The following is a 24249-nucleotide window of genomic DNA, read 5'->3' as shown; positions in this document are numbered from 1 at the left end:
TGACCACCTGAGAAGCGACCACCTGAGAGGTGAGAGAAGTCCGCGGCCGTGGTGGGGGCTCGGGGGGTCTTCCCCGCCACGGCCGTCACGCAGAACAACGCGCCGGTGCCCGCGCGGTTACGCCTCTGGCGTGACCCCGGGACTCCTCCTTTCGGCCGAGTCCGCCAGCACACCTGTTGCAGCGACTCCGATGCGGCATTTGACTCGTTCTTTGCGGGTTTGGTGAGTCCTCCAGAGAGGTGCCCACGATGCTTTCGGCCAGGAGTCTGTTCCAGGAGATCCTCGACAACGACGAGTCCTTCCGGCTCTTCTGCTCCATCGCGGCCAGCGGCGAGTCCCAGGGCGGCTGGGAGAACGGACGGATCGCCGCGCTGGTACCGCCGAGCGAACGCGGCCTCGCCCCCAAGATCACCCGCCACGGCGCCGACGAGGACAAGCACGGGCGCATCTTCCACGCCCTGCTGAGGAAGCGCGGGCTGACACCCGTCCCGGTGCCGGCCGACACCGACTACACGATGATCCTGGAACGGCACGGCATCGGGCTCGCCCACGACCGGCTCCGCGCCGACCGGCCGCTCACCGTGCCGGACATCGTCACCTACCTCGCCCACAGCCGGGTCACCGAGCAGCGCGCCTCCGAGCAGATGGAGCTGCTGCGCCGGTACTTCGGCGATCACCCGGACGTCGGCCGCGCGGTGCGCATGATCTCCGGTGACGAGGACAACCACCTCGCCTACTGCCACGAGGAACTGCTGCGCTTCGCCGCCGCCGGGCACGGCCGCGCCATCCAGCGGACCCTCCGCGCCTGCGCCCTCGCCGAGATCCGCATCTACCGGGACGTCAGCCTCGCCGTCATGGCCCGCATGGGCCGCATCCTCGGCTGGCCGAGGGCCAGGTCCGCGCTGCTCGCGGTCGGGATCCACGCCGTCTACGCCTACGAGCGCGCCGCGGGCTGGCGCCGGATGGTCTCCCTGCGGATGCCGGAGCGCAGGAACGCCCTGGGCGGCCCCGCGACGCCCGCCCCCGAGTTCGCCTGAGCCCCGGAAAGCCCGACGGCCGCGCGGCGCCCGCTCACATCCACCCGCGGCGCTTGAACAGCCGGTACAGAGTCGTCTCCAGGCAGGCCATGAAAAGGATCACCGCCGGGTACGACCAGATCCAGTGCAGCTCGGGCATGTGGTCGAAGTTCATGCCGTAGATCCCCGCGATCAGCGTGGGGACCGCCGCCATGGCCGCCCACGCGGAGATCTTCCGCATGTCGTCGTTCTGCCGCACGCTCATCTGCGCGAGATGGGCGCCGAGGACGTCCGTCACGAGCCGGTCCAGCCCCTCCACGCCCTCGTTGACCCGCAGCAGATGGTCGTTCACGTCCCGGAAGAACGGGCGGGCCGACTCGTGCACGAAGGGCACCGTCATACCGCTGCCGTACGGACCCACCCCCGCCAGTTTGGTCATCGGCAGGGCCAGCGGCACCGTCGCCCGGCGGAACTCCAGGATCTGCCGCTTGAAGGTGTAGACCCGCGACGCCGTGTTCCGGGAGCCGCCGCCCGGCGAGAACACCTCGGCCTCCAGCTCCTCCAGGTCGTTCTGCAGCTCGGTCGAGACCTCCAGGTAGTGGTCCACGACCGCGTCGGAGATCGAGTACAGCACCCCCGTCGGCCCGTGCCTCAGCATCTCGTGCTGCTCCTCCAGATGCCGCCGGATGTCACCGAGCGGCGAGGGCGTCCCGTGGCGCACGGTGACCACGAAGGAGTCCCCGATGAAGATCATCAGCTCGCCGGAGGTCACCGTGTCGCTCTTCGGCTCGTACGTCACCGGCTTCAGGACGACGAACAGCGAGTCGTCGTACACCTCCAGCTTGGGCCGCTGGTGGGCGGTCAGGGCGTCCTCCACGGCCAGCGGATGCAGCCCGAACTCGTCGGTGACCAGGTCGAACTCGCGTTCCGTCGGCTCGTACAGGCCGATCCACAGAAAGCTGTCGCCACGCGCGCGTGCCTCCGCGAGGGCGTCGGAGAAGTCCTGCGGGGTCTCCGTCCGCTCCCCGTCCCGGTAGATGGCGCAATCGACGATCACGGAGCGTATTCTCCCGTCGCCCACCCGCCTGTGCACTTCGGCGTGCGCCTACCCTGGGCCGCATGCCCACGCTGATCCTCGTAAGGCACGGACGGTCCACCGCCAACACCTCGGGTGTGCTGGCCGGCTGGACGCCGGGCGTCGCCCTCGACGAGCGCGGGGCCGCCCAGGCCGCCGCGCTGCCCGGCCGGCTCGCCGGACTGCCCCTCTCCGAGATCGTCACCAGCCCGCTGCAACGCTGCCAGGAGACGCTCCGCCCGCTGCTCGACGCCCGCCCCGGGCTCACCGCGCACACCGACGAGCGGATCGGGGAGGCGCACTACGGCGACTGGTCGGGCCGCAAGCTCGCCGAGCTCAAGGACGAGCCGCTGATGGAGGTCGTCCAGGCCCACCCGTCGGCGGCCGCGTTCCCCGGCGGCGAGTCCATGCGGGCCATGCAGACCCGCGCCGCCGAGGCGGTGCGCGAGTGGAACGCGCGCGTGGAGCGCGACCACGGCTCGGACGCCGTCTATCTCATGTGCTCGCACGGTGACATCATCAAGTCCCTGGTCGCGGACGCGCTCGGGCTGCACCTCGACCTCTTCCAGCGGATCTCCGTCGAACCGTGTTCCGTCACCGCGATCCGCTACACCCGCCTCAGGCCGTTTCTCGTTCGCCTCGGGGACACCGGCGATTTCGCCTCCCTTGCCCCCCGCGAGGAACCTCCCGGGGAAGACGCCCCGGTCGGTGGCGGCGCCGGCGCGCCGTGATCGTCAGCCGCAGTAGGGTGAAGCGATCCACGTAAGCGACCCCCGGTCGCGTCGTCGCCCTCCCGAAACCCACGCACTCTCGATTCCCATGGAGACAGGACGTGTCCCGTCAGGTGTTCCTCTACGATCCGCCGGACCGCTTCGTCGCGGGCACGGTCGGGATGCCCGGACGCCGTACGTTCTTCCTCCAGGCCACGGCCGGCCCCCGGACGACCAGCGTGGCCCTGGAGAAGACCCAGGTCGCCGCGCTCGCCGAACGCATGGACGAACTCCTCGACGAGGTCGTGCGCCGCAGCGGCGGCAACGCGGCCGTGCCCGCCGTCGCACCCAACGAGATCAGCGACAGCGCCCCCCTCGACACCCCCATCGAGGAGGAGTTCCGCGTCGGCACCATGGCACTCGCCTGGGACGGCGAGGAAGAGCGCATGATCGTCGAGGCGCAGGCCCTCGTGGAGCTGGACGCCGACTCCGAGGAGGATCTCGCCGAGGCCGAGGAGCGGCTCCTGCAGGACGAGGAGAACGGGCCCCCGATGCTGCGGGTCCGGCTGACCGGCGCGCAGGCCAGGGCCTTCTGCAAGCGCGCCCTCGACGTCGTCAACGCCGGGCGGCCGCCGTGCCCGCTGTGCAGCCTCCCGCTCGACCCGGAAGGACACGTATGTCCGCGCCAGAACGGATACCGCCGCGGAGCGTGACCGCCGCCGAACTGCTCGCCCACGGTGAGCTGAAGGTGCGCGGCCGCATCCGCGACGCCTCCAACGCGGCGCTGTTCTGCACGGTCGCCCACGACGGCCAGGAGGCGTCCTGCGTCTACAAGCCGGTCGCCGGGGAACGCCCGCTGTGGGACTTTCCCGACGGCACCCTCGCGCAGCGCGAGGTCGCCGCCTACGAGGTCGCCGCGGCCACCGGCTGGGACCTGGTCCCGCCCACCGTGCTGCGCGACGGGCCGTACGGCGAGGGCATGGTCCAGCTGTGGATCGACGTCGACCCCGAGGGCAGCGAGCTGCTCGCCCTGGTGGACGCGGAGGAGCCGGAACCCGGCTGGAAGGCGATCGGGTTCGCCGAGGTCGGCGAGGGCAGGACGGCACTGCTGGTGCACGCCGACGACGAACGGCTGCGCCGGCTCGCCGTCCTCGACGCCGTCATCAACAACGCCGACCGCAAGGGCGGCCACCTGCTGCCCACCGCGGACGGCCGGCTCTACGGCATCGACCACGGCGTCACCTTCAACGTCGACAACAAGCTGCGCACCCTGCTGTGGGGCTGGGCGGGGGAGGACCTGACCGGCGAGGCCGTCGAGGTCCTCACGGGGCTGCGCGGGGCCCTCGGCGGGTCGCTGGGCACCCGGCTGGCCGAACTGATCACCGCGGCCGAGCTGGACGCCACCCGGGCGCGGGTGGAGACATTGCTCACCGCCGGAAAACACCCGGAACCCAGCGGCGAGTGGCCGGCCATCCCCTGGCCGCCCGTATAGCCCCACCAGCACATTCCGCGTCCGAGATCAAGAGCGCCTTCCCGGCCCTCCGGTTCGTATACCGAACTCGGGTCCGGTTACGCTCATGTACATGCATGCCTGGCCCGCTTCCGAGGTCCCCGCCCTGCCTGGTCAGGGCCGCGACCTGAGGATCCACGACACCGCGACCGGCGGTCTGGTCACTCTCGACCCCGGTCCCGTCGCCCGTATCTACGTCTGCGGCATCACGCCGTACGACGCGACCCACATGGGGCACGCGGCGACCTACAACGCGTTCGACCTGGTTCAGCGCGTGTGGCTCGACACCAAGCGGCAGGTGCACTACGTCCAGAACGTGACGGACGTCGACGACCCGCTTCTGGAGCGCGCGGAGCGGGACGGCGTCGACTGGGTCGCCCTCGCCGAGAAGGAGACGACCCTCTTCCGCGAGGACATGACCGCCCTCAGGATGCTGCCGCCGCGGCACTACATAGGCGCGGTCGAGGCCATACCCGGCATCGTGCCGCTGGTCGAGCGGCTGCGCGAACTCGGCGCGGCCTACGAACTCGAGGGCGACATCTACTTCTCCGTCGAGTCCGACCCCCACTTCGGCGAGGTCTCGAACCTCGACGCCGCCGCGATGCGGCTGCTGTCCGCCGAGCGCGGCGGCGACCCCGACCGCCCCGGCAAGAAGAACCCCCTCGACCCGATGCTCTGGATGGCCGCCCGCGAGGGCGAGCCGAGCTGGGACGGCGGCTCCCTCGGCCGCGGCCGCCCCGGCTGGCACATCGAGTGCGTGGCCATCGCCCTGGACCACCTCGGCATGACCTTCGACGTCCAGGGCGGCGGCTCCGACCTGGCCTTCCCGCACCACGAGATGGGCGCCTCGCACGCCCAGGTGCTCACCGGCGAGTTCCCGATGGCCAAGGCGTACGTCCACGCCGGCATGGTCGCCCTCGACGGCGAGAAGATGTCCAAGTCCAAGGGCAACCTGGTCTTCGTCTCCCGGCTCCGCCAGGACGGCGTCGACCCGGCCGCCATCCGCCTCGCCCTCCTCTCCCACCACTACCGCGCCGACTGGGAGTGGACCGACCAGGTCCTGGCCGACGCGGAGGCCCGGCTGGACCGCTGGCGAGCGGCGGTCTCCCGCCCGGACGGCCCGCCCGCCGAGTCCCTGGTGGAGGAGATCCGCGAGGCCCTGTCCAACGACCTCGACGCGCCTGCCGCGTTGACGGCGGTGGACCGCTGGGCAGCACTCCAGCAGGAGCAGGGCGGCACGGACACGGGTGCGCCCGGGGTCGTGTCGCGAGCAGTGGACGCCTTGCTGGGCGTAGCCCTCTAGGAAGCACCAACCCCCGCGCCCCTGTTTTTGTCTTTTGCTTGTCAGGGGCGCGGGGAACTGCGCGCTCAGCCCCCACCGGCGCGCGGCCGGTACTCGACGCGCACCCCCCAACTGTCGAAACCCTGTCGATCCCGCAACGCGAGTGTGCTCCATGTGACCCATGTGGTGGGCTGTCACGGTCAGTTGACCGAACGGACCGGCCAACTGCCGGTCCCCCCACGCGGAAGGCACCCCGTGGCCCACCCCTTAAACCGACGCCGGCTGCTCACCGCCGGCGCGGCAACCCTCGGCGCCCTCACCGTCGGCACCCGCGTAGCAGCCGCCGACTGGCCCGCCTCCCTCGCCCTTCCCGCCGGCTGGCAGCCCGAGGGCATCACCATCGGCGCCGGCCCCTACGCCTACCTCGGCTCTCTCGCCGACGGCTCCCTCTACCGCGCCGATCTGCGCACCGGCACCGGCAAGGTGATCTCGACCGGCCCCGGTACCCCCGCCGTCGGCCTCAAACTCGACCCCCGCGGACGCCTGTTCGTGGCCGCGCGCAGCTTCGGCGCCCGTGTGGTCGACGCCCGCAGCGGCGAGACCCTCGCCTCCTACAGCCTCGCCACCGCCACCCCGAGCTTCGCCAACGACGTCGTGCTGACCCCGCGCGCCGCCTGGTTCACCGAGTCGTACCAGCCGGTGCTCTACGGCCTCCCGCTCGGCCGGGGCGGCGAACTCCCGGCCGCCGAGGACGTCGTACGGCTGCCGCTGACCGGCGACTGGGTCCAGTCGGCCGACGGCGCCATCAACGCCAACGGCATCGCCCGCACCCCCGACGGCTCCGCACTCCTCGTCGTGCAGGCCGGTGTCGGTCTGCTGCACCGCGTCGACCCGGCCACCGGGATCACCGAGGCCGTCGACCTCGGCGACGCGGCCCCGCTCACCAACGGCGACGGCCTGCTGGTCCGCGGCCGCACGCTGTACGCCGTGCAGAACCGGCAGAACGCCATCGACGTCTTCCGGCTGGCCGCGGACGGCCGCAGCGGTGTCTTCCAGCGCCGGATCACCGACCCGGCCTTCGACGTCCCGACCACCGTCGCCGCGTACGGGGGCCGGCTCTACCTGCCCAACGCGCGCTTCACGACCACGCCGACGTCCGAGACGACGTACTCCGTCACCGTGGTCGGCGCCTGACGCCGGGAACCCGACCAGAAGGGGGCGGTACGCACCACGCGTACCGCCCCTGTTCAGTCCTCGGAGGTGTCCTCGCCGTCCGGGCCCGGGTCTCCGGAGTCGCCGGTGTCCCCGGAATTCTCCGTGGTCCCGGGCGTGTCGGGCTTCGGTGGCCGGGGCGGCCGGGTCCGGCCGCCGGGGTTGTCCCGCAGGTACGACGCGCTGTCGCTGCCGTCGGCCGTGGCGTGACCGCCGGGCGGGCTCACGTCCCGGCGCCGCAGATAGCGCTCGAACTCACGGGCGATCGCCTCACCCGACGCCTCCGGCAGCTCGGCGGTGTCCCGGGCCTCCTCCAGCGTCTGCACGTACTCGGCGACCTCGCTGTCCTCCGCGGCCAGCTGGTCCACCCCGACCTGCCAGGCGCGGGCGTCCTCGGGCAGCTCGCCCAGCGGGATCCGCAGGTCGAGCAGGTCCTCCAGGCGGTTGAGCAGGGCCATGGTGGCCTTGGGGTTGGGCGGCTGGGAGACGTAGTGCGGGACGGCCGCCCAGAGCGAGACCGCGGGGACGCCCGCATGCGTGCAGGCCTCCTGGAGGACGCCGACGATGCCCGTCGGGCCCTCGTACTTGGTCTCCTCCAGGTCCATCCGCTGGGCCAGGTCCGGGTCGGACGTCACCCCGCTGACCGGCACCGGACGCGTGTGCGGGGTGTCACCGAGCAGCGCGCCCAGGACGACCACCAGCTCGACGCCCAGCTCGTGGGCGAACCCGAGCAGCTCGTTGCAGAACGAGCGCCAGCGCATGGACGGCTCGATGCCTCTGACCAGCACCAGGTCGCGCGGCTTGTCGCCGCCGACCCGGACCACCGAGAGCCGTGTCGTCGGCCAGGTGATCTTGCGCACGCCCGCGTCCATCCACACCGTGGGGCGGTTGACCTGGAAGTCGTAGTAGTCCTCGGCGTCAAGGGCCGCGAACACCTCGCCCTTCCACTCCCGCTCCAGGTGCGCGACCGCGGTGGAGGCGGCGTCGCCGGCATCGTTCCAGCCCTCGAACGCGGCCACCATGACTGGGTCGATCAGCTCGGGAACCCCCTCCAGCTCGATCACCCAGTGCCTCCTTCCGACGTGCCCTCGCGTACGCCCCAACCTTACGGCGTGAGGCGGGGGCGCCCGCAGCCCCCTTGCACGGGGGAGTGAACGGATCACTGCCCCGTTCGCCGCCTTCGAACACACCGGGTTCCAGGCAGTGGGCAAGCGCTTCACAGGCTGCTGCGCAGCCACTGCTCCACGCTCGCGATGTGCACGGTCGCCCAGGAGCGGGCCGCCTCCGCGTCCCGGTCGCGCAGGGCGGCCAGGATCGCCCGGTGCTCCCGCAGGGTCCGGGCGACCGCGTCCTCCTGGGTCAGGCCGCGCCAGATCCGGGCCCTGGTGGTCGGCCCCGACAGGCCGTCAAGCAGCGAGCACAGCACCGAGTTCCCCGAGCTCTGCACGATGCCCCGGTGGAACTCCAGGTCGCAGGCGACCAGTTCCTCCACCGAGGGCGCGGTGCCGAGTGCGTCCAACTGGGCGGCCAGCGCGTCCAGTTGCTGCTCGCTGATCCGGGAGGCGGCCATCGCGGTCGCGGCCGGCTCCAGGATCCGGCGCACCGCGAGGAACTCCAGGACCGTGTCGTCGCGGTGGAAGTCGACGACGAAGCTCATCGCTTCAAGAAGCAACTGCGGGTCCAGGCTGGTGACATACGTGCCGTCGCCCTGCCGGACGTCCAGGATCCGGATCAGCGACAGGGCCCGCACCGCCTCCCGCAACGAGTTGCGGGACAGGCCCAGTTCGGCGGCGAGCTCGCTCTCCTTGGGCAGCCGGTCACCGGGGCGCAGCGCACCGGAGACGATCATGTCCTTGATCTTCTCGATCGCCTCGTCGGTGACTGCCATACCGGCCTCCCTGCCGCTCAGACATCCGATGTCTCAGCCCCATTATGCGGCCTGGTCAGGCTGTGCCGGCCGGTGGCCCGCCGACTACCGGGAGTGCCTGTCGCCCCGCTCCCCGACCGGTGCGCCGGGTGCCTCGCGAGGGCGGGGCGGGGCGTCGGACGCACCGGTGGCGGGGGTGTCGTCGTGCGCCAGGTGCGACTGCAGCCGCAGGTGCCGGAACTCGAAGTACGCCCCGGACCGGCGCAGGACGCCCCGCCGGTGGGCGTCCCCGAGGAACGCCATCAGCCGCCACGGCAGCCTGCCGGTCACCCCGAGCCAGACCCGGGCGACGGCGAACCGGCCCCAGGCGCTCAGGGCCACCGCCGTGGTGCCCAGCGGGAGCCACAGCTGGGTGCCGACGTGCACCAGTCCACCCCAGTCGCCGGGCAGCAGAACCACCGGCACACAGCCGCAGGCGACGAGCAGGGCGACGACACCGCCGCGGGTGAAGGACGCCGTGCGGTCCGTGCGCAGGGAGGATCCCGGGCCGGCCGCGCGCATGGTGTCGGACGGCACGCTCAGCGCGCGGTAGACCCCGCACACGCATCCGCCCACCAGCCCGACCAGCGCCCCCGCGGCCACGAACGGCGGCAGGCACCGGGCCACGAACGCCGTCGCCGGGCCCTGGGTCAGCCAGGCACGGGCCTGCGACGGCAGCACCGACCGTAGGTCGGCCGCGTACGCGACCGTCACCGGCCCGCGGGCCGACGGCCGGGCGGGCTCCCGCGTCGCGGGCCGTGCGGCGGCCGTGGCGAGGCGCACGGTCACCGCTCCGCCCCGGGACTCGAACTCCGTCTCCCGCGCGTGGAAGGCGACGCACCGGCGCTCCGGAACCAGCGGGATCGTGCAGTCGGGCGGTTCCGCGCCCCACGGGTAGGCGATCGGACGGGCCCCGGCACCGGGCAGCAGCAGCGTGCCCCGCACCGGCCGGGTGGTGGCCGCCGACCTGACCCCGTCGTGTTCCGTGAACCGCCAGCCGTCGAGGTGCCGTCCGGCGAGATCGGGCGCGGCACCGGACTTGAGGAGGGTCACGCCCGTGGCGGCGAGCCCCGCGAGCGTGCAGGCGGTGACGCCGGTCAGCAGCGTGAGGGCGGTGCCGCGGACCATGCCCGCCGCGAACCGCCTCACCACCCGGCCGGGCCAGGCCGGCAGGGCGCCCTCCCGTCCGGCGCGACGGCCGGCGCTCACCAGCAGGGCGGTCCCCGCACCGGCGGCCGTGACGCCCACCAGCACCGTCCATGGATCGCCGGTCCTGCCCAGCAGCACCGTCCCCGCCGTGCCCGCTCCGCCGAGCAGCAGGACCGCCCCGCACAGCCGGGCCGTCGCGCGTTCCCCGGCGCCGCTCCACGGCAGCCCGAGCGGCACCGGCCGCCGGGACAGCCCGGCGGTCCCGAAGAACAGGGTGAACAGCAGGGAGAACAGGGCTCCGCCGAGCAGATCGGGCAGCCAGCCGTCGGTCACCGAGCCGAAGCGGAAGCCGAACCGCAGGTCGTCGGTGTACGCGACGGCCGCCCACAGCGCCCCGCTCACGCCGACGACGGTCAGTCCTTGCCGGAGCAGGAACCGCCGGTCCGGTTCGCCCGCGGACCCGCCGTCCGGCCGGTCCGCGCCGTCCGGCAGCAGCCGCGCCACCCCGAAGGCGAAGCCCAGGGTCTGCCCCACCAGCGCGGCCACGAGCGACAGGACATCCTCCACGCCCGCCAGTTGGTGCACGGCCCGGGTGACCGTGACGGGCAGCAGCAGCGCCGACAGCACGGCCATCGACAGCAGACCCGGCCCGAACACCCGCAACGCCCGCGGCAGCAGCGACTCCAGCTCCCACCACGCCAGCCGTCCGGTGTCCCGCCGGTGCAGCGCCCGCGCCAGCAGGGTGAGCCGCCGTACCGCGTCCGCGGCCGCCCGCGGGTCGGTGTCCGCGTAGGCGGCCGGGACGAACGCCCCGAGCAGGTGCTCCTCGACCGCGCCGACCGAGGCGAAGCGCTCCCGGTCGAGCAGTTCCGACGGGTCCCGGGAGGTGTCGCCGTACACCGCGCGGGCGAGCGTCACCATCAGGGGCGTGGTGAGCGCCCGGGCGGGAGCGGAGTCGGGGTGGCGGGCGAGTTCCCGCAGCACCGCCGTCCACACGGTGCCGGGCGTCCCGTCGGCCGTGCGCAGCGGCCGTGCGGTCCGCTCCAGGTGGGCCGAGGCCTGGGCGAGGTCCAGGGGCTGGAGCTCGACCACCTCGGCGGCGGTCAGCACGTCGCCGTCGGCCACCGCGGCCGACCAGGCCGCGCGCCGGCTGGTGAGCAGCAGGGGCAGGTCGTCGTCGAGTTCGGCGTTGATGCGCCGTACGGCCTCCCCGTAGGCGGGCCGGGCCAGTTCGTCGAAGCCGTCGAGGACCGGCAGCACGAGACCGGTGTCCAGCAGGGACCGGGCGAGGGTGCGGGACCCGTCGAGCACGGCGCCCAGCGGCCGGTAGTCGGCGGCCAGCCGGTCCGCGAGCCAGTCGCGCAGCCCGGTGTGCCGGGGGTCCCAGCCGGCCAGCGGGAAGAGCACCGGCACCGGTCCGCCCGGGCGCCGGGCGGCGAGCCGGGCGAGGACGAACCGCATCGCCAGCACGGATTTGCCCGAGCCGGGGCCGCCCAGGACCACCAGCCGCCGGCCGGGGAGACCGGCGAACCACGCGGCCAGGTCCTCGACCCGCCGCGCCCGTGGCGCGGGGAGCCGGCCGCCGCGCCCGACGTTCTCCGGATGGTCGGCCAGCCGCCGGTCCGCGGCCGCCCAGCCCACCTTGATCGGCTCCGGGTCCTGGAGCCGCCGCAGCCGGGCCTCCGCCGCCCACTGCTCCCGTACGGCCTCGGCCAGCGCGTCCGCGGCCCGGCGCCGGTCCTCCTCGGCCGACCGCGGGGCCGGGTCGGCGTCGCCGCGCAGCACGTCGGCGACGAGCGCGGCGACCGACACCAGGGTGCCGATCGCCGAGACCAGGACGCCCTCGGTGGCGGCGTCGTGCCACGAGAACCGCAGCACGCCCGTGAGGGCGGCGAGCGCCGCCGCGCACGCCGACAACCCCAGGCGCCGCCGCACCCGGGCACTGTGCCATCCGCCGTGCATATGCCGCTCCCGGATCGTGCCGTGCCGGCACCGCCTGCTGTCGAGCCGTCGTGCCGTGACGACCCGTTCTAGTCGCGGGGCTGTCGGCAAACCCGCCGTTCGAAACACGTGTGAGGGAGCGTGCGGGAGTGTTCGGGGGGCGGGTGGTGGTGCGACGTGCCTCGCGGGCAGTTACCGGAGGCACGGAGCGATGGCATACGGCCTTCCGGCGGACATGCCGGAGGGGCGGCTCCCCAGGGGATGGGAGCCGCCCCTCCTGTTGCCCGCCCCCGGTACGGCGGGGCCGGGTCTTCAGCGGTTGCCGGGCCGGTCAGGGCAGGACCCGGCAACCGCCTGTTCCTCGTGTCACTTCTGGAGTGTCACTTCTTGTCGAGCAGGTCCTGGACCTTGGCCCGGACGTCGTCCGTGGCGAGGCCCCGGATCGTCAGGGTGGTGCGGCGGCGCAGCACGTCGTCGGCGGTCTCGGCCCACTCGTGGTCACGGGCCCAGACGACCTGCGCCCAGATCTCCGGGGCGTCCGGGTGGACGCGCTCGGCGAGCTGCGGGTCCTCGTTGGCGAGCCGGGCGATGTCGAAGGCCAGCGAACCGTAGTGGGTGGCCAGGTGCTTGGCCGTGTCGGCGGCCATCCGCGGGCCGGGGGCCGGGCTGTCCACCAGCAGGCGGTGGGCGACGGCACGCGGGTTGGCGACGCCGGGCAGCGGCAGCTTCTTCGGCAGCGAGGCGATCGGCTCGAAGTCGTCGCCGAGCGGGTGGCCCGGCAGCGCCTCCAGCTTCTCCATCACGGTGCGGCCGATGTGCCGGAAGGTGGTCCACTTGCCGCCCGCGACGGACAGCATGCCGCCTCTGCCCTCGGTGACCACGGTCTCGCGCTTGGCCTTGGCGGTGCTGCCGGGGCCGCCCGGCAGCACCCGCAGGCCGGCGAAGGAGTACGTGATCAGGTCGCGCTGGAGCTGCTGGTCCCGGACGGAGAACGCGGCCTCGTCCAGGATCTGGGCTATGTCCTTCTCGGTGACGGAGACGTCCGCCGGGTCGCCCTCGTACTCCTCGTCGGTGGTGCCGAGCAGCAGCATGTCCTCCCAGGGGAGGGCGAAGGTGATCCGGTACTTGTCGATGGGGGTGGCCAGCGCGGCCTTCCACGGCGCGGTCCGCTTCAGGACCAGGTGGGCGCCCTTGGAGAGGCGGATGGAGGGGGCCGCGTTCGGGTCCTCCATCCTGCGCAGGTGGTCGACCCAGGGGCCGGTCGCGTTGAGCACGAGACGGGCGTTGACGCCGAACTCCTCGCCGGAGACCGCGTCCTTCAGGTCGGCGCCGGTCACCCGGCCCCGGGTGAAGCGCAACCCGGTGACCTGGGCGTGGTTGAGGACGACCGCGCCCGCCTCGACGGCCGCGCGGACCGTCATCAGCGCCATGCGCGCGTCGTTCATCTGGTCGTCGCCGTACACCGCGACGGCCTTGAGGTTCTCGGTGCGCAGCTCCGGCACGTCCCGCTGGGCCCGGGCGGGGCTCAGCAGGTGGCCGACGCCGTCACCGAACGCGGAGAGCGCGGAGTAGGCGAACACGCCCGCCCCGAGCTTCGCGGCGCCGTGCGGACCGCCCTTGTACACGGGGAGGTAGAACGTGAGCGGGTTCGCCAGGTGGGGGGCCACCTGGCGGGAGACCGCACGGCGCTCGAAGTGGTTCTCCGCCACCAGCTTCACCGCGCCGGTCTGCAGGTAGCGCAGACCGCCGTGGAGGAGCTTGGAGGAGGCGGAGGAGGTGGCGCCGGCGAAGTCGCCGGCGTCGACCAGTGCCACCCTGAGCCCGGACTGCGCGGCGTGCCAGGCGGTGGAGATGCCCAGGATGCCGCCGCCGATCACGAGAAGGTCGTACGACGCCTTGGAGAGCTGCTCCCTGGTCTCGGCACGGCTCGGAAGCGAGCCGGAGGCCGGGTGCGTCCCCAGGGCAGGTACGGACTGCAGGGTGGACTGACTGGTCATGTGGGGTTCTTACTCCTCGTCAGAGCTCGATCGTGAGAGCGTGCGTGCGCTCTCGTCAGCTCTCGTCGTCGATCCAGCCCATGGTCCGGTCGACGGCCTTGAGCCAGTTCTTGTACTCACGGTCGCGGACGTCCGCGTCCATGCGGGGGGTCCATTCGGCGGCCCGGCGCCAGTTGGCGCGCAGTTCGTCGGTGCTGGACCAGAAGCCGACGGCGAGGCCGGCGGCGTAGGCGGCGCCGAGGCAGGTGGTCTCGGCGACCATCGGGCGCACCACGGGTGCGTCGAGGACGTCGGCGAGGGTCTGCATCAGCAGGTTGTTGGCGGTCATGCCACCGTCGACCTTGAGGGCCACCAGCTCGTCGCCGGAGTCCTTCACCATGGCGTCCGCGATCTCGCGGGTCTGCCAGGCGGTGGCCTCCAGGACGGCGCGGGCCAGGTGCGCCTTGGTGACGTACCGGGTCAGGCCGGCGATGACGCCGCGGGCGTCGGAGCGCCAGTGCGGGGCGAACAGGCCGGAGAAGGCCGGCACGAAGTAGGCGCCGCCGTTGTCCTCGACCGAGAGCGCGAGCGTCTCGATCTCGGCCGCGGTGGAGACCAGGCCCATCTGGTCGCGCATCCACTGCACCAGCGAACCGGTGACGGCGATCGAGCCCTCCAGCGCGTACACGGTCGGCTCGTCGCCGATCTTGTAGCCGACCGTGGTCAGCAGGCCTGCGTAGGAGTTGATGATCTTGTCGCCGGTGTTCATCACCATGAAGGTGCCGGTGCCGTAGGTGGACTTGACCTCGCCCTCGGAGAAGCAGGTCTGGCCGAACAGGGCCGCCTGCTGGTCGCCGAGCGCGGAGGCGACCGGGATGCCACCGAGCAGGTCGCCGAGCTTGCCGCCGGTGACCTCGCCGTAGACCTCCGCGGAGGAGCGGATCTCGGGCAGGATCTGCAGCGGCACGCCGATCGACTCGGCGATCTTGTCGTCCCACTGCATGGTGTGCAGGTTCATGAGCAGGGTGCGGGAGGCGTTGGTGACGTCGGTGACGTGCTTGCCGCCGTTGACACCGCCGGTCAGGTTCCAGATGACCCAGGTGTCCATGGTGCCGAAGAGGATGTCGCCCGCCTCGGCGCGCTCCTTGAGGCCGTCGACGTTGTCGAGCAGCCAGCGGGCCTTGGGGCCGGCGAAGTAGGAGGCCAGCGGGAGGCCGGTCTCGCGGCGGAAGCGGTCCTGGCCGACGTTGCGGCCGAGCTCCTTGCAGAGGGCGTCGGTGCGGGTGTCCTGCCAGACGATGGCGTTGTGGACGGGCTCACCGGTGTTCTTGTCCCACAGCACGGTGGTCTCGCGCTGGTTGGTGATGCCGATGGCCTTGATGTCGTCGCGGGTGATGCCGGCCTTCTGGATGGCCCCGGCGACGACTTCCTGGACGTTGGTCCAGATCTCGTTGGCGTTGTGCTCGACCCAGCCCGGCTTCGGGAAGATCTGCTCGTGCTCCTTCTGGTCGACCGAGACGATACGGCCGTCCTTGTCGAAGACGATGCAGCGGCTGGAGGTCGTGCCCTGGTCGATCGCGGCGATGAAGGGGCCTGCGGTGTGAGCGTCGGTCACTGTGTGCTCCTCAAGGTTCCGTGGTGTGTGGCGGTACGTCTGTTGCTTCGGCGAAGCCTGCTGCTCTAAGCGAAGGCGACGTTGTAGATACCCGCGGCTATGGCTGCGCCGATCAGCGGGCCGACCACCGGGATCCAGGCGTAGCTCCAGTCGGAACCACCCTTGTTGGGCAGGGGGAGGAGCGCGTGCACGATGCGCGGGCCGAGGTCACGGGCCGGGTTGATGGCGTAGCCCGTCGGGCCGCCGAGCGAGAGACCGATCGAGACGACCACCAGCGCGGTGATCAGGCCGCCCAGCACGCCGAGGCCGTTGCCCTTGTCGTTGAGGCCCTGGGTGAGGACCGCGAGGATCAGCACGACGGTACCGATGATCTCCGTGGCGAGGTTCTGCACCACGTTCCGGATCTCCGGGCCCGTGGAGAAGATGCCGAGCACCGGGCCGGCGCCCGTCTCCTGCGCCTCGACGGCCTTGACCTTGGTGGCCTGAGCGCCGGGACCGCCGACGATCTCCTTGTCGGTCAGGTGCGCCTGGAACTGGCCGTAGTAGGCGACCCACACCAGGGCCGCGCCGATCATCGCGCCGAGCAGCTGTCCGGCGAGGTAGACCGGGACGTTGCTCCAGTCGCTGTTCTTGATGGCGAGCGCGACGGTGACGGCCGGGTTGAGGTGGGCACCGGACAGCGGTCCGGAGATGTAGACGGCCGTCAGGACGGCGAAGCCCCAACCGAAGGCGATGGCGAGCCAGCCGGCGTTGCGGGCCTTGGAGGCCTTGAGGGTCACGGCGGCGCAGACGCCACCGCCGAGCAGGATGAGTATGGCGGTACCGATGGTCTCGCCGATGAAGATGTCGGAGCTGGACACCCGCGACTCCTTTGTCCTTCGTCCAGGGAAGCCGAACCCCGAGTCCCTTCGGGGTGTTGGCGCCCTCGGGGGTGAGAGCGATGCCGGCCTTTGGCGTTGTCACACTCTAGCGCGTATTGCCGGTAGGTGTTCGACAATGCCGACCGATGGACGGGAGTCTTGCTCCGGCGTTACGCGTGCGTCAAGAGTTCTGTTATCGAAAGTGCGATCGTTATTGATTGCTGTGGGTTATCGATGGGTCGGGTTGTCCGCCGGGTGTCCTGCGGTAACTCCACTGATCTGCACTTTTGCCCTGTTATGTCCATCTCAGGGTACGACTGAGGCCGGTCCGCCGACACGCGAACCGGCCTCGGCCGTCGATCAGGGGTGCGCCGTCAGAACCGGCCCGCGCCCAGGTCCCGCGACACCGCACGGGCGCAGTCCCGCACCGCCGCTATCAGGTCGGGCCGCAACTCCCCGTCCTTGCAGAGCCGCTCCACCGCGCCCGTGATGCCCACCGCGCCCACCGGCATCCGGCGGCGGTCGTGGATCGGGGCCGCGACCGAGGCCACGCCCTCCCAGGTCTCCTCCACGTCCGCCGCGTACCCGCGCGCCCGCGTGATGTCGAGGATGTGCTCGAAGGCGTCCAGGTCGCAGGTGGTGCGGTCGGTGAAGGGTTTGCGGTCGGCCTCCAGGGCCTCGCTGTGCGCCACCGGGTCGTAGGCCGACAGCACCTTGCCGAGGGCCGTGGAGTGCAGTGGCTGCATGGCGCCGATCTCCAGCACCTGCCGGCTGTCGTCGGGCCGGAAGACGTGGTGCACGATCAGCACGCCCTGCTGGTGGAGCACGCCCAGGTAGACGCTCTCCCCGCTGGAGCGGGCCAGGTCGTCCGTCCACACCAGCGCCCGCGCCCGCAGCTCGTGGATGTCGAGGTAGGTGGTGCCGAGCCGGAGCAGCTCGGCGCCCAGCTGGTAGCGCCCCGAGACGTCGTCCTGCTCGACGAACCCCTCCTGCTGGAGGGTGCGGAGTATGCCGTGGGCGGTGCCCTTGGCGAGGCCCAGTGACGAGGCGATGTCCGACAGGCCGAGCCGTCGCTCGCCGCCCGCGAGCAGCCGCAGCATCGCGGCCGCCCGTTCGAGCGACTGGATGTTCCGTGCCATCGCCGTTCTGCCTCCGTCCCCTGTGACCCTCACCGTCACATCGCCGTAACCGTCGTTCGGCAATGCCGAACACTACCGGTCCATGCCGACTCCCCGCCAATGGTCGGTCGACATCCGTTACTTCAGGTGTGGCCCGCCCTTGGGCATCCGGCCACACACGTCCGCCCCGCACCATGACCTGTGAGCGGCCCAAACGCCATGGCCGGCGTCATACTGCCCGCCCACCGGGTCACTCGTCCGCCACATGGACGCCCTGCCCATCCAAGCCCACTCCCGGTTACGCTGGCGCCGTGCGTCCATGTCCGGGTCCGCCCGGGGAAACGCATAGCCGACAGCCGTCGCATTCAAGGGAGCCCTTCATGGCCTCGTTGCCGCCGTCCCCTTCCGCCGACAGCCGGACCCGTGTGTCCGCGCTCCGGGAGGCGCTCGCCACACGTGTGGTGGTCGCCGACGGAGCCATGGGCACCATGCTCCAGGCGCAGGATCCCACCCTGGAGGACTTCGAGAATCTCGAGGGCTGCAACGAGATCCTCAACGTCACCCGCCCCGACATCGTCCGCTCCGTCCACGAGGCGTACTTCGACGCCGGTGTGGACTGCGTCGAGACCAACACCTTCGGGGCCAACTACGCGGCGATGGCCGAGTACGACATCCCCGAGCGGGTCTTCGAGCTGTCCGAGGCCGGCGCCCGCATCGCCCGGGAGACCGCCGACGGCTACTTCGCCCGCGACGGCCGCCGGCGCTGGGTCCTGGGCTCCATCGGCCCCGGCACCAAGCTGCCCACCCTCGGCCACGTCGGGTACACCACGATCCGCGACGCCTTCCAGCAGAACGCCGAGGGCCTGATCGCGGGCGGCGCGGACGCGCTGATCGTGGAGACCACCCAGGACCTCCTGCAGACCAAGGCGGCCGTGATCGGCGCCCACCGCGCCCGCGAGGTCGCGGGACTGGACGTCCCGGTCATCGTCTCCGTCACCGTGGAGACCACCGGCACCATGCTGCTGGGCTCGGAGATCGGCGCCGCGCTCACCGCGCTGGAGCCGCTCGGCATCGACATGATCGGCATGAACTGCGCCACCGGCCCCGCCGAGATGAGCGAGCACCTGCGCTACCTCTCCCGGCACTCCCGCATCCCGCTGTCCTGTATGCCGAACGCGGGCCTGCCCGTCCTCGGCAAGGACGGCGCGAGCTACCCGCTCAGCCCCGCGGAGCTGGCCGACGCCCACGAGACCTTCGTCCGCGACTACGGCCTCTCCCTCATCGGCGGCTGCTGCGGCACCACCCCCGAGCACCTGCGCCAGGTCGTCGAGCGGGTGCACGGGGTGACCCCGCCCGAGCGCAGCCCGCGCCCCGAGCCCGGCGCCGCCTCCCTCTACCAGACCGTGCCGTTCCGGCAGGACACCTCGTACCTGGCCATCGGCGAGCGCACCAACGCCAACGGTTCGAAGAAGTTCCGCGAGGCCATGCTGGCGGCCCGCTGGGACGACTGTGTGGAGATGGCCCGCGAGCAGATCCGCGAGGGCGCCCACATGCTGGACCTCTGCGTGGACTACGTCGGCCGGGACGGCGTCGCCGACATGGAGGAGCTGGCCGGCCGCTTCGCCACCGCCTCCACCCTGCCGATCGTCCTCGACTCCACCGAGGTGGACGTCATCCGGGCCGGTCTGGAGAAGCTCGGCGGCCGCGCGGTCATCAACTCCGTCAACTACGAGGACGGCGACGGCCCCGAGTCCCGCTTCGCGAAGGTCACCGAGCTCGCCCGCGAGCACGGCGCCGCGCTGATCGCGCTGACCATCGACGAGGAGGGCCAGGCCCGCACCCCCGAGAAGAAGGTCGAGATCGCCGAACGGCTCATCGACGACCTGACCGGGAACTGGGGCATCCACGAGTCGGACATCCTCATCGACACCCTGACCTTCACCATCTGCACCGGTCAGGAGGAGTCCCGCAAGGACGGCATCGCCACCATCGAGGCGATCCGCGAGCTCAAGCGCCGCCACCCGGACGTCCAGACCACCCTCGGCCTGTCCAACATCTCCTTCGGCCTCAACCCGGCCGCCCGCATCCTGCTGAACTCCGTCTTCCTCGACGAGTGCGCCAAGGCGGGCCTGGACTCGGCGATCGTGCACGCGAGCAAGATCCTGCCGATCGCCCGCTTCAGCGAGGAGGAGGTGCAGACCGCCCTCGACCTCATCCACGACCGCCGCACCGAGGGCTACGACCCGCTGCAGAAGCTGATGCAGCTCTTCGAGGGCGCCACCGCCAAGTCCCTGAAGGCCGGCAAGGCCGAGGAACTGGCCGCCCTGCCGCTGGAGGAGCGCCTCAAGCGCCGCATCATCGACGGCGAGAAGAACGGCCTGGAGGCCGACCTCGATCTCGCGCTGACCGAGCGCCCGGCCCTCGACATCGTCAACGAGACCCTGCTGGACGGCATGAAGGTCGTCGGCGAGCTGTTCGGCTCGGGCCAGATGCAGCTGCCGTTCGTCCTGCAGTCCGCCGAGGTGATGAAGGCCGCCGTCGCCCACCTCGAACCGCACATGGAGAAGTCCGACGCCGAGGGCAAGGGCACCATCGTGCTCGCCACAGTGCGCGGCGACGTCCACGACATCGGCAAGAACCTCGTCGACATCATCCTGTCCAACAACGGCTACAACGTCGTCAACCTCGGCATCAAGCAGCCCGTCTCCGCGATCCTGGAGGCCGCCGACGAGCACCGGGCCGACGTCATCGGCATGTCCGGCCTGCTGGTCAAGTCCACGGTGATCATGAAGGAGAACCTGGAGGAGCTCAACCAGCGCGGCCTCGCGGCCACCTACCCGGTCATCCTGGGCGGTGCCGCCCTCACCCGCGCCTACGTCGAGCAGGACCTGCACGAGCTCTACGAGGGCGAGGTCCGCTACGCCCGGGACGCCTTCGAGGGCCTGCGCCTGATGGACGCGCTCATCGGCGTCAAGCGCGGGCTGCCCGGCGCCGTCCTGCCCGAGCTGAAGCAGCGCCGGGTGCGGCCGACCGCCACCGTCGAGGTCGAGGAGCGACCCGAGGAGGGCCACGTCCGCTCCGACGTCGCCGTCGACAACCCGGTGCCCGCCCCGCCGTTCTGGGACACCCGCGTCATCAAGGGCATCCAGCTCAAGGAGTACGCGAGCTGGCTCGACGAGGGCGCCCTCTTCAAGGGCCAGTGGGGCCTCAAGCAGGCCCGCACCGGCGAGGGACCCTCCTACGAGGAGCTCGTCGAGACCGAGGGCCGCCCCCGGCTGCGCGGCCTCCTCGACCAGCTCCAGACGGAGAACCTGCTGGAAGCGGCCGTGGTCTACGGCTACTTCCCGTGCGTCTCCAAGGACGACGACCTGATCATCCTGGACGAACAGGGCAACGAACGCACCCGGTTCACCTTCCCCCGCCAGCGCCGGGGCCGCCGGCTGTGCCTCGCCGACTTCTTCCGCCCGGAGGAGTCGGGGGAGACGGACGTGGTCGGCCTCCAGGTCGTCACCGTCGGCTCCCGCATCGGCGAGCAGACCGCCAGGCTGTTCGAGTCCAACTCCTACCGCGACTACCTCGAACTGCACGGCCTGTCCGTCCAGCTGGCCGAGGCCCTCGCCGAGTACTGGCACGCGCGCGTGCGCTCCGAACTGGGCTTCGCCGGCGAGGACCCCAGCGACATCGAGGACATGTTCGCCCTGAAGTACCGGGGAGCCCGCTTCTCCCTCGGCTACGGCGCCTGCCCGAACCTGGAGGACCGCGCCAAGATCGCCGAACTGCTCCGGCCCGAGCGCATCGGCGTCCACCTGTCCGAGGAGTTCCAGCTGCACCCCGAGCAGTCCACGGACGCGATCGTGATCCACCACCCGGAGGCGAAGTACTTCAACGCACGCTGAGCGCTGCGCCGGCACCGAGACGTGTCCCACAGAGCACACTGATCGGATAAGTCGTACACTGGTCGGTCCACAGCAGGCCGGTTCCCCGCGCGGGAACCGGCCTGGTCGTCCCTCAAGGAGGTACGTGGATGACCAGTACGGTCCCCGCGCTCGGAACCCGTACGGCGGAAGGCTCCGCCCTCCAGGCGGTGCTTCTCGACATGGACGGCACCCTGGTGGACACCGAGGGCTTCTGGTGGGACGTCGAGGTCGAGATCTTCGCCCGCCTCGGCCACGCCCTCGACGACTCCTGGCGCCATGTCGTGGTCGGCGGCCCCATGACCCGCAGTGCCGGGTTCCTCATCGAGGCCACCGGCGCCGCCATCACGCTCGCCGAGCTCAGCGTGCTGCTCAACGACGGCTTCGAGGAGCGCATCGGCTCCGCCCTGCCGCTGATGCCGGGCGCACAGCGGCTGCTGGCCGAGCTGTACGAGCAGCAGATCCCCACCGCCCTGGTCTCCGCCTCGCACCGGCGCATCATCGACCGGGTCCTGAGCTCGCTGGGCCCCCAGCACTTCAGCCTGTCGGTCGCCGGCGACGAGGTCTCGCGCACCAAGCCCTACCCGGACCCGTATCTGCTCGCCGCCGCCGGACTGGGGGTGGATCCGGCCAGATGTGCGGTCGTCGAGGACACCGCGACCGGTGTCGCCGCCGCCGAGGCGGCCGGCTGCCAGGTGGTCGCCGTCCCGTCGGTCGCGCCGATCGCCCCCGCCGAGCGGCGGACCGTGGTGACCTCCCTGGAAGAGGTCGACCTGGCTTTTCTGCGGGGACTGATGGCGGCCTGAGGGCTGCCTGATGACGGAAATGCGCCGGGCGTTCACCCAGCGTGCAAAGACCATTGGGCGAAATCCCGGCACCGGTCATTCAACAGAATTCGCAACTGTTCAACCGGCTGAATTCCGATACCCCATCACAGAAATGCGCGTGTGAGGTTCCCCACGTGCCAGACGCTCGACAACGTTGCCCGATTGTGCAGCCCACCCCCGTTCGGGGGGAAACGGGGTGACCTTGTGTCCCGATTGGGGAGACGCTGCACTAATCCTGCCGCCGAAGGGTTTTCGGTGTGTCCGCAACCGGTTCCCCTGCGTGATGGGACCTCAACTCGCGCCGCTGCCAACCCTCCTGCGGGCGCCGACTAATCTCGTCGCGAGAACATCGCCGTAACCCCCGTGACCCGCTTCGACACCCCACGCATGCGGTATACACGGACACGAACAGCTCTGGAGAACTTCGAGCATGAACCGCAAGACTTTGGTGCTGCCGGCCGTGGTCGGCCTGCTTGCTCCGGTGCTCGCCGCGTGCGGTGGATCCGGCAGCGGGAGCAGCAGTAGCGACGCGATCGTGGTCGGCACCACTGACACGTTCACCGCCACGAAGGACGCTCCGGCGCCGATCGACCCCGCGTACTCCTACGACGTCGGCGGCTGGAACATCCTGCGCCAGACCGTGCAGACCCTCATGTCCCAGCCCAAGGGCGAGGGCGACCCGGTCCCCGACGCGGCCGAGAGCTGCTCCTTCACCGACAGCGGCAGCGAGCGCTACGCCTGCAAGCTGCGTGACGGCCTGAAGTTCTCCGACGGCAACGCCGTCACCGCCGACGACGTCAAGTGGTCCATCGAGCGGGCCCTGCGCATCAAGTCGGACAGTGGCGTCTACGGCCTGCTCACGAACATCGACACCATCGAGACCCAGGGCGACCGCGAGGTGATCTTCCACCTCAAGACGGCCGACGCCACCTTCCCGTACAAGCTGTCCACTCCGGTCGCGGGCATCCTGAACCCGAAGGACTACGAGAAGGACAAGCTCCGCGACGGCTTCGACATCGACGGTTCCGGCCCCTACACCTTCAAGGCCGACGTCAAGGACGACGCGATCGTCTCCGCCACCTTCACCAAGAACCCGAACTACAAGGGCAGCGTGAAGGTGAACAACGAGCAGGTCGTCATGCGCTCGTACAAGGACGCCGACGCCATGGGCGAGGCGATCGACAAGGGCGACATCGACGTGATGACCCGCACCATGTCGCCGGCCCAGATCAAGAAGCTCGACGCCGGCACCGACAAGAACGTCGACCTCGTCGAGATGTCCGGTCTGGAGATCCGCTACCTCGGCTTCAACACCGACGCACCCTCGGTCAAGTCCAAGGCCGTCCGCCAGGCCATGGCCCAGCTCATCAACCGCGACGACCTCGTCGCCAAGGTGTACGGCTCGCAGGCCGAGCCGCTGTACTCGCTGGTCCCGGCCTCCATCACCGGCCACTCCAACTCCTTCTTCAACAAGTACGGCGACCCCAGCGTCTCCAAGGCCAAGAACCTGCTGACCGCTGCGAACATCACCACCCCGGTGAAGCTCACGCTGCACTACACGACCGACCACTACGGTCCGGCCACCAAGCAGGAGTTCGAGGTCCTCAAGCAGCAGCTCAACGGCAGCGGCCTGTTCGACGTCAGCATCGAGGGCACCGCCTGGTCGAGCTACCAGACGAACGAGCGCAAGGGCGACTACGACGTCTACGGCATGGGCTGGTTCCCCGACTTCCCGGACGCCGACAACTTCCTCGCGCCCTTCCTCGACAAGGACAACTTCCTGAAGTCGCCCTACGTCAACAACCGGATCATCAACACGCTGATCCCGGCGTCCCGCCGCGAGGCCGACCGCGCGAGCGCCACCAGCAGCCTCACCGAGATCCAGGACGACGTCGCCGCCGACGTCCCGCTGCTCCCGCTGTGGCAGGGCAAGCAGTACGTCGCCGCCCGCGACGACATCACGGGCGTCGCCTACGCCCTCAACTCCTCCGCCAGCCTCCAGCTGTGGGAGCTCGGCCGCGGCTCCAGCAGCTGACGTCCGGTCGTACGGCAGGAAGGGCGCCCCTAAGTCATAAGGGGGCCCGAACAAGCCTGAGAGGGTTTACTAAAAGGCCCCGGGGGGCCCCCGGCGCAAAGGT

17 protein-coding genes are annotated in these 24249 nt (G+C 71.2%); 9 read left to right on the top strand and 8 right to left on the bottom strand.

What is annotated here, in order from left to right; all coding sequences use genetic code 11:
• Positions 1 to 248: 248 nt before the first annotated feature.
• On the top strand, positions 249 to 1037 hold the full coding sequence (locus ACFWPQ_RS34475) for a ferritin-like domain-containing protein (protein ID WP_384043592.1): 789 nt from the start codon (positions 249 to 251) through the stop codon (positions 1035 to 1037).
• A gap of 34 nt (positions 1038 to 1071) precedes the next feature.
• Here ACFWPQ_RS34475 and corA read toward each other — a convergent pair whose 3' ends face one another.
• Positions 1072 to 2073, bottom strand: a complete 1002-nt coding sequence (gene corA, locus ACFWPQ_RS34470; protein ID WP_384043589.1) for a magnesium/cobalt transporter CorA — start codon at positions 2071 to 2073, stop codon at positions 1072 to 1074.
• Positions 2074 to 2135: 62 nt separating this feature from the next.
• Here corA and ACFWPQ_RS34465 point away from each other — a divergent pair, with 62 nt between their 5' ends.
• The 5 genes from ACFWPQ_RS34465 (at position 2136) to ACFWPQ_RS34445 (ending at position 6787) form a co-directional block, all read left to right on the top strand.
• Complete coding sequence (locus ACFWPQ_RS34465; protein WP_384043585.1) at positions 2136 to 2822, top strand: histidine phosphatase family protein; 687 nt, start codon at positions 2136 to 2138, stop codon at positions 2820 to 2822.
• Positions 2823 to 2923: 101 nt separating this feature from the next.
• Positions 2924 to 3514 (top strand): DUF3090 domain-containing protein, encoded by a 591-nt coding sequence (locus ACFWPQ_RS34460; RefSeq protein ID WP_361293269.1) that lies wholly within the window; start codon positions 2924 to 2926, stop codon positions 3512 to 3514.
• Positions 3478 to 4293, top strand: coding sequence for an SCO1664 family protein (locus ACFWPQ_RS34455; RefSeq protein ID WP_384043581.1), 816 nt, complete (start codon positions 3478 to 3480; stop codon positions 4291 to 4293). The genes ACFWPQ_RS34460 and ACFWPQ_RS34455 overlap by 37 nt, the downstream gene beginning before the upstream one ends.
• A gap of 91 nt (positions 4294 to 4384) precedes the next feature.
• Entirely contained in the window at positions 4385 to 5614 is a 1230-nt protein-coding gene (gene mshC / locus ACFWPQ_RS34450) for a cysteine--1-D-myo-inosityl 2-amino-2-deoxy-alpha-D-glucopyranoside ligase (protein WP_384043578.1), read from the top strand.
• 234 nt (positions 5615 to 5848) lie between these two features.
• The gene (locus tag ACFWPQ_RS34445) at positions 5849 to 6787 is read left to right on the top strand and encodes an SMP-30/gluconolactonase/LRE family protein (RefSeq protein ID WP_384043575.1); all 939 of its coding nucleotides are present in this window, start codon (positions 5849 to 5851) and stop codon (positions 6785 to 6787) included.
• Between the two features lie 53 nt (positions 6788 to 6840).
• Here ACFWPQ_RS34445 and ACFWPQ_RS34440 read toward each other — a convergent pair whose 3' ends face one another.
• From ACFWPQ_RS34440 to ACFWPQ_RS34410, 7 genes are all read right to left on the bottom strand, one after another.
• Positions 6841 to 7869 (bottom strand): PAC2 family protein, encoded by a 1029-nt coding sequence (locus tag ACFWPQ_RS34440; RefSeq protein ID WP_384043572.1) that lies wholly within the window; start codon positions 7867 to 7869, stop codon positions 6841 to 6843.
• A 152-nt stretch (positions 7870 to 8021) separates the two neighbouring features.
• Positions 8022 to 8693 (bottom strand): FadR/GntR family transcriptional regulator, encoded by a 672-nt coding sequence (locus ACFWPQ_RS34435; protein ID WP_089103061.1) that lies wholly within the window; start codon positions 8691 to 8693, stop codon positions 8022 to 8024.
• A gap of 84 nt (positions 8694 to 8777) precedes the next feature.
• Entirely contained in the window at positions 8778 to 11795 is a 3018-nt protein-coding gene (locus tag ACFWPQ_RS34430; protein ID WP_384043569.1) for an NACHT domain-containing protein, read from the bottom strand.
• 386 nt (positions 11796 to 12181) lie between these two features.
• A complete protein-coding gene (locus tag ACFWPQ_RS34425; protein WP_384043566.1) occupies positions 12182 to 13798 on the bottom strand; it encodes an FAD-dependent oxidoreductase in 1617 nt (538 codons plus the stop codon).
• Between the two features lie 55 nt (positions 13799 to 13853).
• Positions 13854 to 15392, bottom strand: coding sequence for a glycerol kinase GlpK (gene glpK, locus ACFWPQ_RS34420; protein WP_384043562.1), 1539 nt, complete (start codon positions 15390 to 15392; stop codon positions 13854 to 13856).
• Between the two features lie 65 nt (positions 15393 to 15457).
• Positions 15458 to 16252 carry an MIP/aquaporin family protein gene (locus ACFWPQ_RS34415; RefSeq protein WP_384043559.1) on the bottom strand — a complete coding sequence of 265 codons (795 nt, stop codon included), beginning with the start codon at positions 16250 to 16252 and terminating at the stop codon, positions 15458 to 15460.
• A gap of 374 nt (positions 16253 to 16626) precedes the next feature.
• Positions 16627 to 17391, bottom strand: coding sequence for an IclR family transcriptional regulator (locus ACFWPQ_RS34410; RefSeq protein ID WP_351490182.1), 765 nt, complete (start codon positions 17389 to 17391; stop codon positions 16627 to 16629).
• Between the two features lie 359 nt (positions 17392 to 17750).
• On the opposite strand from ACFWPQ_RS34410, the gene metH reads away from it, so the two are divergent.
• From metH to ACFWPQ_RS34395, 3 genes are all read left to right on the top strand, one after another.
• Complete coding sequence (gene metH / locus ACFWPQ_RS34405; protein ID WP_384043555.1) at positions 17751 to 21266, top strand: methionine synthase; 3516 nt, start codon at positions 17751 to 17753, stop codon at positions 21264 to 21266.
• A 128-nt stretch (positions 21267 to 21394) separates the two neighbouring features.
• Positions 21395 to 22090: an HAD family hydrolase gene (locus tag ACFWPQ_RS34400; protein ID WP_384043552.1), complete on the top strand. Its 696-nt coding sequence runs from the start codon at positions 21395 to 21397 to the stop codon at positions 22088 to 22090.
• Positions 22091 to 22541: 451 nt separating this feature from the next.
• Positions 22542 to 24146, top strand: a complete 1605-nt coding sequence (locus ACFWPQ_RS34395; protein WP_384043549.1) for an ABC transporter substrate-binding protein — start codon at positions 22542 to 22544, stop codon at positions 24144 to 24146.
• The last annotated feature ends 103 nt before the right edge of the window (positions 24147 to 24249 follow it).

It is taken from the genome of Streptomyces sp. NPDC058464, from assembly GCF_042721035.1.
Lineage (GTDB): Bacteria > Actinomycetota > Actinomycetes > Streptomycetales > Streptomycetaceae > Streptomyces.
Note: the sequence above shows the minus strand (reverse complement) of the source record. Positions and strands in the feature narration are given on the sequence as shown.